General features: G+C 73.3%; 15 protein-coding genes. 4 read left to right on the top strand and 11 right to left on the bottom strand.

The window, feature by feature from the left end; translation table 11 throughout:
* Positions 1–7: 7 nt before the first annotated feature.
* The 3 genes from ACFYM0_RS02745 to ACFYM0_RS02735 form a co-directional block, all read right to left on the bottom strand.
* A complete protein-coding gene (locus ACFYM0_RS02745) occupies positions 8–760 on the bottom strand; it encodes a cytochrome c biogenesis protein CcdA (RefSeq protein ID WP_388495879.1) in 753 nt (250 codons plus the stop codon).
* A complete protein-coding gene (locus ACFYM0_RS02740) occupies positions 760–1,578 on the bottom strand; it encodes a thioredoxin family protein (RefSeq protein ID WP_388495877.1) in 819 nt (272 codons plus the stop codon). The genes ACFYM0_RS02745 and ACFYM0_RS02740 overlap by 1 nt, the downstream gene beginning before the upstream one ends.
* A gap of 612 nt (positions 1,579–2,190) precedes the next feature.
* Positions 2,191–3,399: an MFS transporter gene (locus tag ACFYM0_RS02735; protein WP_388495875.1), complete on the bottom strand. Its 1,209-nt coding sequence runs from the start codon at positions 3,397–3,399 to the stop codon at positions 2,191–2,193.
* A 155-nt stretch (positions 3,400–3,554) separates the two neighbouring features.
* Here ACFYM0_RS02735 and ACFYM0_RS02730 point away from each other — a divergent pair, with 155 nt between their 5' ends.
* Positions 3,555–4,091, top strand: coding sequence for an AAA family ATPase (locus tag ACFYM0_RS02730; protein ID WP_388495873.1), 537 nt, complete (start codon positions 3,555–3,557; stop codon positions 4,089–4,091).
* Between the two features lie 40 nt (positions 4,092–4,131).
* On the opposite strand, the gene ACFYM0_RS02725 is transcribed toward ACFYM0_RS02730, so the two are convergent.
* The 4 genes from ACFYM0_RS02725 to ACFYM0_RS02710 all read right to left on the bottom strand — a co-directional run bounded on the left by ACFYM0_RS02725 (position 4,132) and on the right by ACFYM0_RS02710 (position 7,797).
* Positions 4,132–4,410, bottom strand: a complete 279-nt coding sequence (locus tag ACFYM0_RS02725) for a hypothetical protein (protein WP_388495872.1) — start codon at positions 4,408–4,410, stop codon at positions 4,132–4,134.
* Positions 4,411–4,613: 203 nt separating this feature from the next.
* Positions 4,614–5,006, bottom strand: a complete 393-nt coding sequence (locus tag ACFYM0_RS02720; RefSeq protein ID WP_388495870.1) for a hypothetical protein — start codon at positions 5,004–5,006, stop codon at positions 4,614–4,616.
* A 34-nt stretch (positions 5,007–5,040) separates the two neighbouring features.
* A complete protein-coding gene (locus tag ACFYM0_RS02715; protein ID WP_388495869.1) occupies positions 5,041–5,661 on the bottom strand; it encodes a class E sortase in 621 nt (206 codons plus the stop codon).
* Between the two features lie 684 nt (positions 5,662–6,345).
* On the bottom strand, positions 6,346–7,797 hold the full coding sequence (locus tag ACFYM0_RS02710) for a penicillin-binding transpeptidase domain-containing protein (protein WP_388495868.1): 1,452 nt from the start codon (positions 7,795–7,797) through the stop codon (positions 6,346–6,348).
* Between the two features lie 303 nt (positions 7,798–8,100).
* Between ACFYM0_RS02710 and ACFYM0_RS02705 the strand changes: the two genes are divergently transcribed.
* Positions 8,101–8,538: an ATP-binding protein gene (locus ACFYM0_RS02705; RefSeq protein ID WP_388495867.1), complete on the top strand. Its 438-nt coding sequence runs from the start codon at positions 8,101–8,103 to the stop codon at positions 8,536–8,538.
* A gap of 67 nt (positions 8,539–8,605) precedes the next feature.
* Here the strand turns inward: ACFYM0_RS02705 and ACFYM0_RS02700 are convergent, their stop codons facing one another.
* From ACFYM0_RS02700 to ACFYM0_RS02690, 3 genes are all read right to left on the bottom strand, one after another.
* Positions 8,606–9,433, bottom strand: coding sequence for a CAP domain-containing protein (locus ACFYM0_RS02700; RefSeq protein ID WP_388495865.1), 828 nt, complete (start codon positions 9,431–9,433; stop codon positions 8,606–8,608).
* A 236-nt stretch (positions 9,434–9,669) separates the two neighbouring features.
* Positions 9,670–10,581, bottom strand: coding sequence for a C40 family peptidase (locus ACFYM0_RS02695; RefSeq protein WP_388495864.1), 912 nt, complete (start codon positions 10,579–10,581; stop codon positions 9,670–9,672).
* A gap of 100 nt (positions 10,582–10,681) precedes the next feature.
* Positions 10,682–12,874 carry a transglycosylase domain-containing protein gene (locus ACFYM0_RS02690; RefSeq protein ID WP_388495862.1) on the bottom strand — a complete coding sequence of 731 codons (2,193 nt, stop codon included), beginning with the start codon at positions 12,872–12,874 and terminating at the stop codon, positions 10,682–10,684.
* Positions 12,875–13,193: 319 nt separating this feature from the next.
* Between ACFYM0_RS02690 and ACFYM0_RS02685 the strand changes: the two genes are divergently transcribed.
* Positions 13,194–13,505: a hypothetical protein gene (locus tag ACFYM0_RS02685; protein ID WP_388495860.1), complete on the top strand. Its 312-nt coding sequence runs from the start codon at positions 13,194–13,196 to the stop codon at positions 13,503–13,505.
* Between the two features lie 310 nt (positions 13,506–13,815).
* The gene (locus ACFYM0_RS02680; RefSeq protein WP_388495858.1) at positions 13,816–14,196 is read left to right on the top strand and encodes a hypothetical protein; all 381 of its coding nucleotides are present in this window, start codon (positions 13,816–13,818) and stop codon (positions 14,194–14,196) included.
* A 236-nt stretch (positions 14,197–14,432) separates the two neighbouring features.
* Here the strand turns inward: ACFYM0_RS02680 and ACFYM0_RS02675 are convergent, their stop codons facing one another.
* Complete coding sequence (locus ACFYM0_RS02675; RefSeq protein ID WP_388496715.1) at positions 14,433–14,606, bottom strand: transposase; 174 nt, start codon at positions 14,604–14,606, stop codon at positions 14,433–14,435.
* Between the last annotated feature and the right edge of the window lie 321 nt (positions 14,607–14,927).

The following is a 14,927-nucleotide window of genomic DNA, read 5'->3' as shown; positions in this document are numbered from 1 at the left end:
CTTCCTCTCACCGGGCTGCGGACGTGCCCGCGAGCCGAAGTTGCAGGGTGTGGACCATGTCGGTCCAGATGCCGGTGGCCAGGAGCAGACCCACCAGGACGAGCATGGCGCCGCCGGCTCGCATGACGGTGCGGTGGTGGTTCTTGGCCAGGCGGAATGCGCCCGGCGCGCGTCGGAACGCCAGGGCCGCGACCATGAACGGGGCGCCGAGCCCGGCGCAGTGGCAGACCATCAGCAGCGCCCTCCGCCCGGTGCTCGCCTCGTTCCAAGGCAGTGCCTGCAAGCGGGTGACCGGTCCGGAGATGGCCATCGCGATCCGGCCCTGGCGGTCGATGGCCAGGGTGGAGGGGATCGCCCGGGGGTTGAGCAGCGTCGGCGGGTAGGCCGTCAGCAGGGCCCCGTCGGGGTCGTGGATGCTCGGGTAGTGCAGCAGTTCGTACGCCCTCTCGAACTGCCGGGCCGGTCTGGTCCGGCAGTCGCGGACGTTGACGCCGGGCATCCGTACGCCGTGCGGCGCGGTGGCGGCGCGCAGCGCCGGTTCGCTGCCGTCGAGGGCCTTGCCGGCGGTGTCGGGGGCCGGCTTCCGGTCGGCCGCCGGGAGCACCGCTGCCGTCTCGGCCGTACCGGCTCCGCCCGCCCCGGCCCTCGATCCCGCCGGTGCCGCGGAGTCACCGGCGCAGCCGGCGGCAGCCAGGGACAGGGGGAGCAGCGGCAGGGCGCCCGCCTCGCGGGCGCGGAGTGACCGGTGGCCCCGCGCCATCAGGCCCACTGTCGCAGGAAGGCGCCCAGACCGTCGTTGGTGAGCTTCGGGTTGCCCGTGGTGTAGGTCTGGGTCGTCACTTCCCCCTTGGAGTTGAGGACGACGAGGACCGGCATCGCGTAGGCCTTCCCCTTCTGGGCAGGGCAGTAGCCGGTGAGCATCTCGAAGCCGGCGCTGATGTCGACCTTGACGACGTGGTAGGACGCGTCGAGGACCGCGCCCACGGTGCTGCCGCCGAAGACCTTGTCCGCGGCCCTGCAGTTGCCACATCCGTTGGAACCGAAGTCGATCAGCACCTTCTTCCCGTCGGCGGCAGCCGCCGTGAGCGCCTCCTTGACCGCCGCGCTGCCGTCGGAGCCTTCGTCGTACCCGGCCGTGAAGCCGGAGTGGCCCGACCCGGAGCCGGTCTTGGGGGCAGCACCGGTGTCCGGCTTCGCGGACTTGGGGCTCGGTACGGCGGCCTTCGCGGCCGCCTTCTGCCGGGCGGGCGTCGTGGCAGCGGCAGCGGCGGGGACAGCGGCAGCCGGTGCGGCGGGCGCGGAGGGCGCGGAGGCGGAGGCCGCGGCCGACGGGGCCGGGCCCGCGGTGGACGGATCGACAGGCGCCGCCCCTGCGTTGAGGGCCTGCGGGTCGGCCGGCGCCTGGGCCGTGGAGGTGTCCGGCGCCACGGCGGCCGCGACGCTCTCCGTGCCCCCGCTGCGGGTCTGGCTGCTGATCTGGGCACTCGCGAATGCGGCACCGGCGACGGTGAGGGAGACGGCCGAGAAACGGACGAACCCCGGTATCCGGGAGGTGCGGTGGCGTCGGTGTGCGGCCATGGCGAAACAACCCCTTGTCGTGGAGGATCCCTCCGGACCGGCTGCGGCCGTCCGGAGCGGCGTCAGAATTCCGGACGTCGTGGTGCGCGCCGGTACGGAGATCAGTTCTGACCGGTCGTGAGCCTAGGGGCGATCGCACCGGCCGGACCGCTTCTGACGGTTGTCATCAGGAAGCCATAAGGAACCGCACAGGTACGCGTGGTCCGGCCGCCCGGCCGCCCGCTCGTCCGCTCGTCCCATCGGGGGAGTCCGGCCGGATTCGGGCGGACGTGCCCGGTACGGGCGATTCCAGCAGCCACCCCTGCCCGCATCCGTGGCAGGGGCGGTCCCGGACGCGGACGCGGACGCGGACGACGCAGGCCAGGCCCGGCCCGGTCTGCACCCCCTGACCGCACCCCGTCACAGACGGGACTCGAGCACGCTCGCCCGCGCGGTCGGTGTGGCCTCGCGGTGTTCTGCGAACGTCGGCCGTTGCTGCCTTCCCGCCCTGGGACGGAACCGTGTGGAGCCCCGGCCCGTTCCGCACTCGGGCGACGGCCGGCGCGGTGAGGCCGTCCGCGGTGCACGACCGTCACACGAGGTGGTGGCGCAGGAGGCGGGAAGGAGACCGCATCAGTTCCCCGGAGGCTTCTCGGGGGCTCCGCGCCGGCGCCCTTGTCCGCCCCGCGCGACCAGGCACGCCGGTACGGCCACGGCCGCGCACACGTACAGCAGCGCCGGGTAGTCCAGCGCGTGCAGGATGTGGCCGCCCGCCGCGCCGACCACGGACAGGCCCACGAACAGGGCGCTGTTGTTCCACGACAGCATCGCCGTCGCCCGGTGCGGGAACATGTCGACCAGGTGCCGCTGCTGGGCGGGGAAGAAGGCGTATGCGACCACCGCGAAGAGCCCCAGCGCACAGGCCAGTGCCCAGGTGACGGGGTACACCAGGGCCACGACGACCTCCAGTACGGCGGTCAGCGCCAGCGCGGTACGGGTGACCCGTACCGCGCCCGCCCGGTCGGCGATGCGGCCGCCGGCCTGCCCCCCGACCACGGCGCCGATTCCGTACACGACCAGCAGCCACACGACGGAGCCCGCCCTGCCGTCGGCGTGCAGTGCGACGGCCAGGAAGGTGTAGAGGCCGTACACGGAGAACGCCCACAGCCCCGTCACGGCGACGGCGGACACCGCGGTGCCGGCGCCGGTCCCGACGTCCCCGCGCGGCGCGGCGGCCGGCGCGACGACGGGCCGGGCCCGCCAGACGAAGGCGTGCGGGAAGGCCAGCAAGAAGGTGCCCGCGGCCAGGATGACGAAGGCGGACTGCCAGCCCAGGTGCCGCCCAAGCAGCGAACCGGCCGGGGCGCCCACCCACAGGGCAGTCAGCAGGCCCGATCCCACCACGGCCAGCACTTGGGCCCGGGCCTGGGGCCGGGCCCGCGTGCTGACCAGCGCGTACACCGTGGGGCCGGTGGCCGCGGCCGCGATCCCGGCCACCACACGGGTCGCCAGCAGCAGTCCGAAGTCCGGTGCCACGGCGGTCGCGGCGTTGGCCGCCGAGAACAGCACCAGGGCGGCCACCAGCACGGTCGCCCGGTCCCACCGGTCCGAGAGCCAGCCGGCGAAGGGCGAGGCCACCACGTACGCGACGGCGAAGGCCGTGATCAGCAGGCCGGTACTGGCCGGGGAGACGCCGAGCGATTCGGCGATGGCCGGGAGCAGCGGCGCCACCACGAACAGATCGGTCCCCACCATGAACTGGGTGAGCCAGGCCAGTGCGACCGGCCCGGCGGTCAGCCCGGGTGCCTCCTCCACCGCTCGCTCACCGTGTGCCGGGTGCATGTTTCCGACTTTAGATTTCTTCCGCGGCGCCTGCACTTCCCCGCCCCGCGGCCACCGCGGGGCATCGCGGGCGCCCGCTCCGCAGGCGTCGTACGGTGGCAGCACGGGTATGGGACCACCCCGGCGTGCCTGGGGACGTGGCGGAAGGACGGCGCATGCGCATCGGTGTCTCCGGCACCCACGGCACGGGCAAGACCACGCTGGTCGAGGAGCTCTGCGTGCGGCTTCCCGGCCACGAGCCCGTCGACGAGCCGTACCTGCTGCTGATGGAGGACGACTACCTGTTCGGCGATCCTCCGACGCTCGACGACTACCGGATGCAGCTGAGGACCTCCTTGGCGCTGCTGCGCACCCCCGGGGCCGACGTCGTCTTCGACCGCACGCCCGTGGACCTCCTCGCCTACCTGGCGGCGTACGGCCGCGAGGTGGAGCAGGAGGTCGCGCGGGACGTGCTGGAGGCGGCCATGTCGAGCCTGGACCTCCTCGTGCTGCTGCGGGTGACCACCGAGACCGAGCGGCTGCTGCCCGAACCGGACCTGCCGGACCTGCGCGAGGCCGTGGACGGCGCTCTGGCGGAAATCGTCCACACCGATCCGCTGGACGCCTGGCCCGGGCTGCCGGTACTCGAGCCGACGGGCCCGCTGGACCGGCGGACCGAGGCGGTCCTGGGGGCGCTGGCGGGACTCGAATGACTCCGCCGGCGGCACGAGATCTCCGGCTCGATGGCTGGGGTCACGCCGCCGTTCCCATCAGCCGGCTGATGGGAACACGGAACAGATAGACGACCAGACCGGCCAGGGTGGCGACGGCCGCCTCGATCGCAACCGCGGGCATGGCGTCCGGATTCACGTGCGCCATGCACAGCAGTCCGGTGTCGGAGTCGCCCGCGGTGACGGACAGGAACCACACGCCGAGCATCTGGCTGCAGTACATCCGGGGGGCCAGACCGCGCGGGTGTCCGAAGAGGTCCTTGCCCGGGGGTGTCGGTGCGGCCGGCGGCGGGCGGGTCATGGTGGAGGGCAACGTGACTTCTGGGGGCCGCAGTGGCGCCGTGTCCCGCTGCGATGTGCATGAACGGGCAGGTCACGGGGTGGGGCGGTGGCCTGGGGGCCGGTTCCCTCAAGTCTGTCCGGGCGGGCAGGGTGGGCCGATCCCCCGGTGGTGGGACCGGCCGGGGGAGAAGCGTGCCCACCGTTGTGTGCGGGCCGTCCGTGTCAGTGCTGGCCGGGGCAGGGCCCGGACGGCTCCGTGTTGTCGTCGGCGGGCCAGCAGCGGAGGGCGTAGTGCCGGCGGAGCTCGTCGAGGAGCAGTTCGTCGTGCTCGCCGTCGGAGTACTCGCACAAGGCCGTGCGGCCCTCTTGGGACTGGTCGAAGGAGAGGATCAGCAGCAGGTCGGGGCCGGTGCCGTCCTTCTCCTTCCGCTCCCAGACCTGGCCCGGTGCGGCGGTGACGTATACGTAGCCGTCGGCGTATGCCTGGCACGCCAGGTGCAGGGCCCGGTCGGCGGGGAGGTGGTCGTGTTCCACCAGCCGGTCGCGGTAGAGCTTGACCAGCTCGGCCGCCCGGGCCTGGCCCACGGCCAGGTCGATCCTCGTGTGCGTCGTCATCGCGGCTCGCTTCCCGGGCCGTTCGCAGGGGGTGTCACCGGAGCTCCGCCGGGAGCGTGCGGGCGGTGTCGACCGGGACGGTGCGCACCAGCTTGCCCCACACGGCCATGCGGTAGTCCGAGGTGTACTTGGGGGTGCAGGTGGTCAGGGTGATGTAGCGGCCGGGTTTGGTGTACCCCGAGCCCTCGGGGACCGGCTCGATGATGCCGGTGTTGTTGATGGACGTCTTCGGCAGGGTCTTGTCGAGTTTGTAGACGTACCAGGTGTCGCGGGTCTCGACGGCCACCACGTCGCCCGCCCGCAGCTTGTCCATGTTGTGGAACTTCGCGCCGTGGCCGTCGCGGTGCGCCGCCAGCGCGAAGTTGCCGGTCTTGTCCCAGGGCATCGCGGAGTGCGGGTACGCACCCGCCACTCCCTTGTCCAGGACGCTCTGGGCGGTCCCGGGCTCGATCAGGATCGGTGACTCGCTCATGCGCGGTGCGTACAGGAAACCGATGGAGTCCCCCGGGAGCGGCTTGCGCGGAGTGTTTCCGGCCGAGCGCTGCTGCTGCCAGTCCTTGCGCACCTCCGAGGACGTGCTCTGCGCGGCCCGGTCCGCGAAGTAGTCCGTGCCCCACAGGGAGTACGCCGTGTAGAGCCCGAGGAGCAGTCCCATGGCGCAGAGGAACACGCCGATCCGGCCGGCGGGCGAACCGCTCCGGCGGGTCCGGCTGCGGTGCGGGCCGTCCCGGCGGTCACCCCGACGGGCGTCGTGGTCGGCGTCCCGGCGGCCTCTCCGGCGGTCGTCCCGGCGGCGGCCGGAAGCGTCCTGCCGGGCCCGTCGGCGCGGGCCGAGGTCGTCCCGGTCCGGCTCCCGCCGGCGGGATGCCGTACGGCGGGCTGGGCCGGAGGCCGGGCGGCGCGCCCTGGAGGACGGCGGGTGGGGCATGTCGGTTCCTGGTGCTCGGTGGTCTTGCCCCGCCGGCGTGTGCCGGGCGGGGTAAAGGAACGATGCCCCGGCGCGGAGCCGGGCGGAGCCACCACCGGGGTAGACATCGGGGCAGTCCGGCTGCGCGCGCGGCCTTCCGGCGGCCGTGCGCACGGCGTGCGGGGGGAGGGCGCCGGGGGAAGGTGCGGGGACGCCCGGTGGTCCCCCTGTAGGCGGTCCGGAAGCAGGAGGCGGCGGTCGGCCCGGGGTTGCCAGGGTGAGCCGTGCCGGATCGAGAACCCGGCAGGTGCACGGCTGAGCGAAGGCATCCTCACCCCCCGGATGCGCACACTCCCCGGCACCACTGCCCCTGCCGGGCGCGGTCCCTCGAGGACCGCGCCCGGCAATGTGCGCACGGGGTGCCGGCCGCGCTCACCGGCCGAGTGCGGCGGTCATCATGCGGGCCGCGACCGGCGCCGCCAGACGTCCGCCGGAGATGGCGGAGCGACCGGTGGCCGAGTCCCGGACCCACACCGCCACGGCGACCCGACGGCCGCCCTTGTCCGCGTAGGCGGTGAACCAGGCGTACGGGTTCTTGCTGTTGCCGACACCGCGCTGGGCGGTTCCGGTCTTGCCGCCGACCACGGCGCCGGGCACGCGGGCGGAGGCTCCCCCTCCCATGCGGACGACCGTCTCCATCGCGCTGTGCAATTCCTGCGCGGTCCGGGGGCTGATCACCTGCTCGGGGCGGGTGCGGGGGGTCTTCTGCAAGGCCTTGCCCCCACTGTCGGTGACCTCCGAGACCAGGTACGGGGCGGCCAGCTTGCCGTCGTCGTCGATGACCGCGGAGACCATGGCCATCTGGAGCGGTGTGGCGGTGACGTCGAACTGGCCGATGCCGGTGAGCGCGAGCGAGGAGGGGGCCATGGGGGAGGTGGGGTACACGCTGGTCGCGGCCCGGACGGGGATGTCCTGCCCGGGTTCGTCGAAGCCGAACTTCTCGGCCATCGCGAGCATCTTCGGCTGGCCCAGATCGTGGGCGGCCTTCGCGAAGACGTTGTTGCAGGAGTAGCGCAGGGCGGTACGCAGGCTGGCGTCGCGACACGGGGCGGACGCCTGCTCGTTGGGCAGGGACGTGCGGGTGCCGGGCAGGGTGTACGGCACGGGGCTGCGGGTCGGAGCGTCCACCGAGGGGTAGAGCCCGTCCTCCAGCGCCGCGGCGGCGGTGACCAGCTTGAAGGCGGAGCCGGGCGCGGCGGGTTCGCGCAGCGCCAGATTGGCCATGGCCCGCCCGCGGTCGGCCGACAACTGCTTCCAGGCCTCCGAGGCTCCCGAGCCGCCGGAGATGCGCCCCGGGTCGTACGACGGCGAGCTCACCAGGGCCAGGACGGCCCCGGTGGACGGGTCGATGGCCACCGCCCCGCCCGAGGCGCCGTGCAGGGCTTCGTAGCCCGCCTTCTGCACGGCCGGGTCGATGGTGGTCAGGACGGCCCCGGGTCGGCCGGGGCTGTTGGTCAGGACGTCCAGCGGGGATTTCAGCCGGGTGTCGGTGCCGTCGAGGACACCCCGATAGAGGTTCTCCAGCATGGTGGTGCCGTAGATCTGGGAGTCGTACCCGGTCACGGGGGCGTAGAGCGGGCCGTCCGGGTAGGTGCGCCGGTAGGCGAAGGTGCCGGACCCGGTGTGGCGGGAGCCGGTCACCGGCCGCCCGCCGGCGTAGATGTCGCCCCGCGGCCGGGCGTAGCGCATGAGGGAGGCCCGCCGGTTGAGGGGGTTGTCGGCGAGTGCCCTGCCCTCGTACGCCTGGACCCAGCTGGCGCGCAGCAGCAGGGCCAGCACCATGAGGAGGAGCAGCACCGCTGTGCGTCTGGTGGCCGTGTTCACGGCATGGGCTCCCGTCCGCCCCCTGGCCGGGGGCTGCTGCTCTGTTGGCTCTGGCGGGGCCGCCCGGTCGTCGGTCCTCGGTGCCGGGCCCCTGGCCCAGGGTTCCCGGCGCGCGGTGCCACCGGTTCCGCCGGACGGGGGGGCCGTTCGGTGGAGGAGCACTCGACCGGTGGAGGGGCTGTGTCCCCGTGTTGTGTGGCTCGATGGCCGATGCCCCGGGGTGCTCGGCCCGGTTCTCATTACAGAAGCAGTAGAACGGGCATATCGGTCAATATCCGGCATACAGTCAGATCGGGATGGACCATGAACGCGACCCCGTACACCTCACCGGCCGCCCTCCGACCGGAGGGCCGGGACGAAGCGGTCCGCGAGGCTCGCCGGATGGTTTCCGACGTCCTCGACGAGTGCCGCCGCGCGGGATGCGAAGCTGCCGGGAGCCGCGCAGACGACGTCCTGCTGGTCGTCTCCGAACTGGTCACCAATGCGTGTCGGCACGGTGGCGGCGCCGACGAGGTCCGGGTCCGGTGGCAGCGGGGGGAGCTGGTCGTGGAGGTCGAGGACGCGTCGGACGTGGTCCCCAGGGAGCCCGCGGACGAGGCGAAGGGCGAGGCTGGGGGCTACGGATGCCAGCTGGTGACCGCGCTCGCCGACCACTGGGGGGTGGTGTCCCGGCGTCGCAGGGCGGCAGCGGCGGAACCGGCCCGCGGCAAGACGGTCTACGCGGGCTTCGACCTCGCCTGAGCACGTCCCGCGCGTGGGTCCCTCGCCGTACGAGTGCCGGGGCACCGGGGCATTGGGGCGGAGGGGGTCAGGCCGGGGTACCGAAGCTCTGGGTCCACCAGGGGCCGCCGCCGCTGTTGATGCCGACGCCGATCTCGGTGAAGGAACAGTTGAGGATGTTGGCCCGGTGGCCGGGGCTGTTCATCCAGGAGTCCATCACGGCCGCCGCGTCGCGCTGGCCCATCGCTATGTTCTCGCCGGTCTGGGACCAGGAGTAGCCGGCCGCCTCGACGCGGTCCTTCGGCTGTGAGCCGTCCGATCCCGTGTGGGAGAAGTTCCCCGTGGCGGCCATGCTGTCGCTGTAGGACTGGGCCGCCTTCGTCAGGACGGGGTCGGTCTTCAGGGCAGGGCACCCGGCGGCCGCGCGCTCGACGTTCACCAGACGGACGACCTCTTGGGCATCGCTGCTCCCAGAGGCCCGGGAGGCGCTCCCGGAGGCCTGGGAGGCGCTCCCGGAGGCCTGGGAGCCGGCGTCGGGCGGGGGCGCCGGAGTCTTCTTGGCCGGGGTCTTGCTCGGGGCCGGCGCGGGCTTCTTGGAGCTTCGGTTCGGCGCGGGGGCCTTGGACGCCGTAGGGGTCGCCTTGGGCGACGGCGCCCGGGAGGCGGTGCGACTGGGCGTGACGGCCGGTTTCGACGATGTGTGGGCCGACGCGGACGGAGTCCGGGGAGGGGCGCTGGAGGAGGGTACGCCGAAGGCGGTGGTGGCCGGGACGTCGGCCGGGGAGCGCAGGAGGTCCATCCCCGCCACGCAGGCCGCCGCGAGGGCCAGGCTGCCCACGCCGGTCAGGGCTGCCTTGACGCGCAACGGCGTGGGCGCGCGGTGTGCACGGCGTCGGCGGGCGGTACGGGGGCTCATGGTGGGACCTCCTTAGGTGGGGGCAGGGGTAGGGGCATGGGCAGAGGGGCGGGGCGCGGGCGGGCCGAAGCCGGGGCGAGGGAGATCGCCGAGGCCGCGGAGCGCGCCGGGCCGACCGGTTCCGCCACGACGGCAACCGTCCCGCCCACTGCCGTGGACCCGGCCGGGAACCGTGGCGGTGGACCGGAGGCGAGTCGACCTCGATCGAGGAGAGATGTCCGAAGCTCCCGCGTCCGTCACACGAGGCGGACCGCTCCGGAGGGCGGGTCGTAGGCCATGCTCCGTTCGGCCACGCCGGTCGACGGGTTCTGCGCACCGACGAACTTCCCGCCGCCGATGTAGATGGCGACGTGGTAGGCGCTGCCCTTGCCGCCCCAGTAGAGGATGTCGCCGGGCTTGAGGGCACTGAGCGGGACCGCCCGACCGAGCCTGGACTGGTCCTGGGAGACGCGCGGCAGATTGATCCCGGCCGCCTTGTACGCCGCCTGCACGAGCCCGGAGCAGTCGTATCCGGCCCTGCTCGTGCCACCGTAGACGTACGCGCCCCCCACCTGGGCCCGGGCGAACGCGACGGCTGCCGCGGCCCCCTTGACGGGCGCCGGGAGCGCGGATTTCGGCTGGCCGGCCTTGGCCTTGGCCTTGCCGGCCTGGGCCTGGGCCTTGGCGGCCTTGGCGCGGGCCGCCTCCTCCTTGGCTGCCTTCTCCCGCGCGGCCTTCTGCGCCGCTGCCTTCTCCTGCGCGGCCTTCTGCGCCGCCGCTTTCTCCTGCGCGGCCTTCTGTGCGGCCGCCTTCTGCGCCGCTGCCTTCTTCGCGGCCGCCTCCCGTGCGAACCGGTCGGCCGTCTCCGAGATGGCGTCCGAGGTCACGGCCGAGCTGGAATGCAGCAGGGATCTCAGGTCCAGCTCCATCGTGACGGTGTGGCGGTCCCGGTCGTCCTCCTTCGCGTCGGCCGCCACCGGGGCGACCGCTGCGACGGTGCCGAGCACCCCGGTGACCACACCGGTGCGCATGGCCGTGACGCCCGCCACGCCGCCCGGCTTGCGGTGCCTGCCGGACAGCGGCCTGCCGGGCGGTGAATGGGGGCGCCACGAGGTCCGGTCGGAGTCGGCCGGGCGGTCGGAACTGGTCGTGCGGTCGTGGTGGGACATGGGGAACCATCCTTATCGGTTGCCGCTCATGGGCGGTCAGCGTCTGCGTCTGGGGTCTGCGGACGGCGCGGGGGAAGGCCGCGCAACTGAACGTGATCTGTCAAGGCGTCGGCGAGGGGGGCCACGGGGGCCACGGCGGGTCGGCGGGGGGATCCCCGCCAGGGAACGAGGGATCGGACGGCGGGGTAGGCGGCGGGGGCGACCCGTCCCCGTCGCCCGGCAGCGGGTCGTCCGACGGATCCGGGACGACCGGGGGATCCGAGGGACTGGGGTCCGCCGGGGACGGGGACGCCGGGGGCGTGGCGGGCGTCGGGACCACCAGGGTGGAGCCAGGCCGGTTCCCGTCGTCGGGGGCCGGCCGTCGGGAGCCGCCGGAATCGTCGTCCGTGTCCGAGGACGTTCCGGTGCCGCTCGACGTGCGGAAGTTCTTGACCGCGGTGTCCGCGAGGGCGGCCTTGGTGTAGGAGGCCCACACGCGCGCCGGGAAGCCGCCACCGCCGCTGCTCTGGCCGCCCAGGCCGCTCAGGCTCTGGCGGGCGTGCGAGGTGGGTTCTTCGCGGAAGACGCCCACCGAGGTCGTCAGCTCGGGCGTGTACCCGATGAACCAGATCGACTTGTGCTCGTTCGTCGTGCCGGTCTTGCCCGCCGCCGGCCGCCCGGCTGCCTGAGCTGCCCGGCCACTGCCGTACGAGGCGTTCACCGTGGAGCGGAGCACGTCGGTGACGGAGTCCGCGGTCTCGGTGCTGAAGGCCCGGGCCGACTTCGCCTCGGGCAGCTCCCGCTGCTCCTCGCCGTGGCTCAGTTCCAGGACCAGCCGCGGGTCGTGGCGTACGCCCCGGTCGGCGAAGGTGGCGTACGCGCCCGCCAGGTCCAGGGCGCTGGGCGTGGCGACGCCCAGCGGCAGGGACGGGACCGCGCTGAGTTCGGGGGTGGTGTCGGGCAGGCCCGCGGCGACGGCCGCCTTGCGGACCGATCCGAGGCCGGCGTCCGCGGCGAGCTGCACGAACACGGTGTTGATCGACCTGGCCATAGCCTCGCGGACCGAGATCTGTCCGTAGCTCTTGCCGCCCTGGTTGCCCGGGGCGTACCCGCTGGGCGAGGTGTACCCGTTGTTCCCGTCGTACCGGGTCCGGGCCCCGATCCGCTGCCCGCTGGAGTTGGTCGCGTTCCCCTCCAGGGCGGCGGCGTAGGCGAAGGGCTTGAAGGTGGAGCCCGCCTGGACGTCGTGCCGGGTGGCGTCGTTGACGAACTGCTTGAGGTAGTCGGGGCCGCCGTAGAGGGCGACGACCTTGCCGGAGTCGTTCTCCACGGAGGCCGCGCCCGCCCGCACGTTGCGGTCGGCCTCACGGCTCTGCGGCTTCAGTTTGGAGCGCAACTCCTTGTCGACGGCGGTGACGAGGTCGGCCTGCTTGGCCTTGTCGAAGGTCGTCTTGATCCGCCAGCCCCCGGCGTCGAGCTCCGCCTCGGTCACCGTGCCGCCGGCGACGAGGTAGTCGCGCGCCGCCTGCATCAGATAGCCGTTCTGGCCCCCCATGCCCTCGTCCCGCTTGGGGGCGACGGGCTCGGGGAAGACGGCGGCCGCACGTTCCTCGGCGGTGATCGCGCCCGTGGCGCGCATGCCGTCCATGACGTAGTTCCAGCGGGCGACGGCGCGGTCGCGGTACTCGGGGGACTGCTTGACGTCGTACCGGCTCGGGGCATTGAGCAGCGTGGCGAGGTAGGCGCCCTGAGCGGCGGTGAGGTCCCTGGCGTCGACCCCGTAGTACGACTGGGCCGCGGACTGGATGCCGTAGGCGCCGCGGCCGTAGTAGCTGGTGTTGAGGTAGCCCTGGAGGATCTCGTCCTTGGACATGTTCTGGTTGACCTTGACCGCGATGAAGAGCTCCTTGAACTTCCGCGTCAGGGAGGTCTCCTGGGTCAGGTAGTGATTCTTCACGTACTGCTGCGTCAGACCGGAGCCGCCCTGGCGGGAGCCGCCGGTCAGGTTCTTGAGGGCGGCCCGCCCGATGCCGCTGAACGAGATGGCGGGGTCGGTGTAGAAGCTGCGGTCCTCCGCGGCGAGCGTCGCCTGCTGGGCGGCCTTGGAGATCTGCGCCAGCGTCACGCTGGTGCGCCGCGCCACGCCGGAGCGGCCGATCTCGCTGCCGTCCTGGTAAAGCCAGACGTTGCTCTCGGCGACGGCCTTCTTGTTCGGGTCCGGGACGTCCACCAGGAGGTAGCCCGCCCCGAACAGCCCCATCAGCAGGAGCAGGCCGCCCAGAGCGCCCCACAGGAGCGCTTTGGGCCGCGGCACGAAGCGGCGCCACCCGGTACGGAGCCGGGCGGGTGGTCCACCCGCCCGTCCCCGGACGGACGCAGGGTCGCCGCCGGCGGGGCCGCGCCGGTCCGCCCGGCCCCCTCCGGGGCTCGGCTCGGCTCGGCCGCCGGCGCCGAACGGCTGCCGGTCGCGGTGTTGTTCGCGGTGTGCACGCATGCCGCAGAAGCTACGGACGGCTTCCTTAACGGGGGGTTGCGGGCGGCTCGGCGCCGGGCAACGGGAGCGCCGGTGGACCCCGGCCACCGGGCGGCGCAGCATCGGTGGCCCACCCGCCACCTCCGAAGGAAGACCCGACATGATCCCCCTGACCGCCGTACCTCAGCAGGACCCCTTCGCCCACGAGGTCCCCTCCTTGGGAGCCTTCTCCGACCCCGCATCCGTCTTCGTGCCGGCGCACGCACCCGTGGCGTCCGGCGCACGGGAGTACGTTCCCGCCCCGGTGCCCGCGCCCAGCAGGGTGAACACCCCCGTGTACGACGAGATGGTGGCCGAATGGTCGGCGTTCGGCCGCTACTGGCCCGGAGCCGACGATCACGCTGTCGCAGGCCTCTTCGGCCACGGCCCGTACCCCGCCGCGCCGTTCGGTTCCTGGGAGGGCGGGCGCTGACCCGGGTGGCCGCACGGGGAGCGAACGGGCAGCCCTCGGGCCGGCCGTCCGGGCACGTCAAGCCTCCCGCAACGTCCGGACAGGCCTGCGCCAAGGCCCGTGCCGCACGGCCGTCCGCCGGTCGGTGGCCCGCCGGACCACCCGAGCGGCTGACCGGTCGGGGGAGGGGCGCGTACTCGACACCGCGATTGAGTGGTGGTGCGTACGGGCGGGCAGCGGCACGACGCACCGCAGGGGGACCTCCCGGCGGCGGCCGGAGCAGGCGCGCCCGGACACATCCGTACGGCCACAGCACCCCACGGAGATCCCCATGACCCAGCACGACGTCCGCCATGTCCACGGCGGCCCGTCCACCGCCGACGCCACCACCGTGCCGCACTCGTGCGAGCGGCCGTGCACCGCCTGCCCCGGGGCCCCGGAGCAGGCTCCGGTGTGCTTCGGCCACGACCCGGAGCGCGGCTACTTCTGGCGCTGCCGTCTGTGCATGGTCCTCCACCAGGGGTTCGCCACCGAGGAGGAGGCCCGGGCCATGCTGCGCGCTCACTGCCGGCTCCGCCGCGTTGAACACTGTGTCGGCGCCGCGGTGCGCCGCAAGCGCGCCGCCGGAGCCGAGGGCGGCCTCGACCTCACCCGGGCCGAACTGGCCGAAGCCCTGGTCCGAGACCCGTCCGCCGGCGTGCCGTCGACCTGAGGCGGCCCAGTAGGGCTTTGTTGGTTGGTGTCGTAGGGGTGCCCCGGGGGACCAGATCCCTGGCGGGAATGTCGGCGGGCAGGTTCGAGATCCAGTACGTCACCGTCTCCGCTTCACCCTCGGGCCACTGGGCGACCAGCCAGGGTGCGGTAGCGGGGAAGCGGCCTTGGGGTCCAGCCCGCTGTATGCGGGCTGGTGTGGTTCGGCCTCCTCGCCGTGGGCGGTCATCTCCGCTTTCACCTGCAGGACGTAGGCCGGTCCCGGTCTTCGAGGCCGTGGCGGAAGTCCGCGTTCGCGCCGTAACCGGTGTCGGCGACCAGTGCGGCGGGCCGCAGAGCGATGCCGTCGAGTTCGTCGAGCATGTCCAGCGCGAGCTGCCACTTGGGGCGGTGGTGCTCGGTATCGGGAATCTTGCAGGCCCGCCTGCGGGCTCCGGCTTCCGGGCCGTCTCAGCTCTCGGGCGGGAACAGGCGCCGGGACAGCGGGCAGGAGGCCGTGTCCGTGACGGCGTGGACGCTGACGCCGATCTGACAGTTGCCGACCGTGCCCAGCCTTGGTCTCCGCGGCCTCCTCGCCCCGCCCTCCCACGGCTGGGGGACGGGCCGGGGGAGGTGCCGCTCCACGGTTGGTAGGACGCCTCTCACCTGCTGTTTCTCCAGTCGACCCGCTCTTGCTGTGACCCAGGTCACAGGACTTTGGTCCTTTTACGAAGGTTCGTAGTAGACGCTCTG

It is taken from the genome of Streptomyces sp. NPDC006487 (assembly GCF_042870555.1).
GTDB lineage: Bacteria > Actinomycetota > Actinomycetes > Streptomycetales > Streptomycetaceae > Streptomyces.
This window is presented reverse-complemented; position numbering and strand designations above follow the sequence as displayed.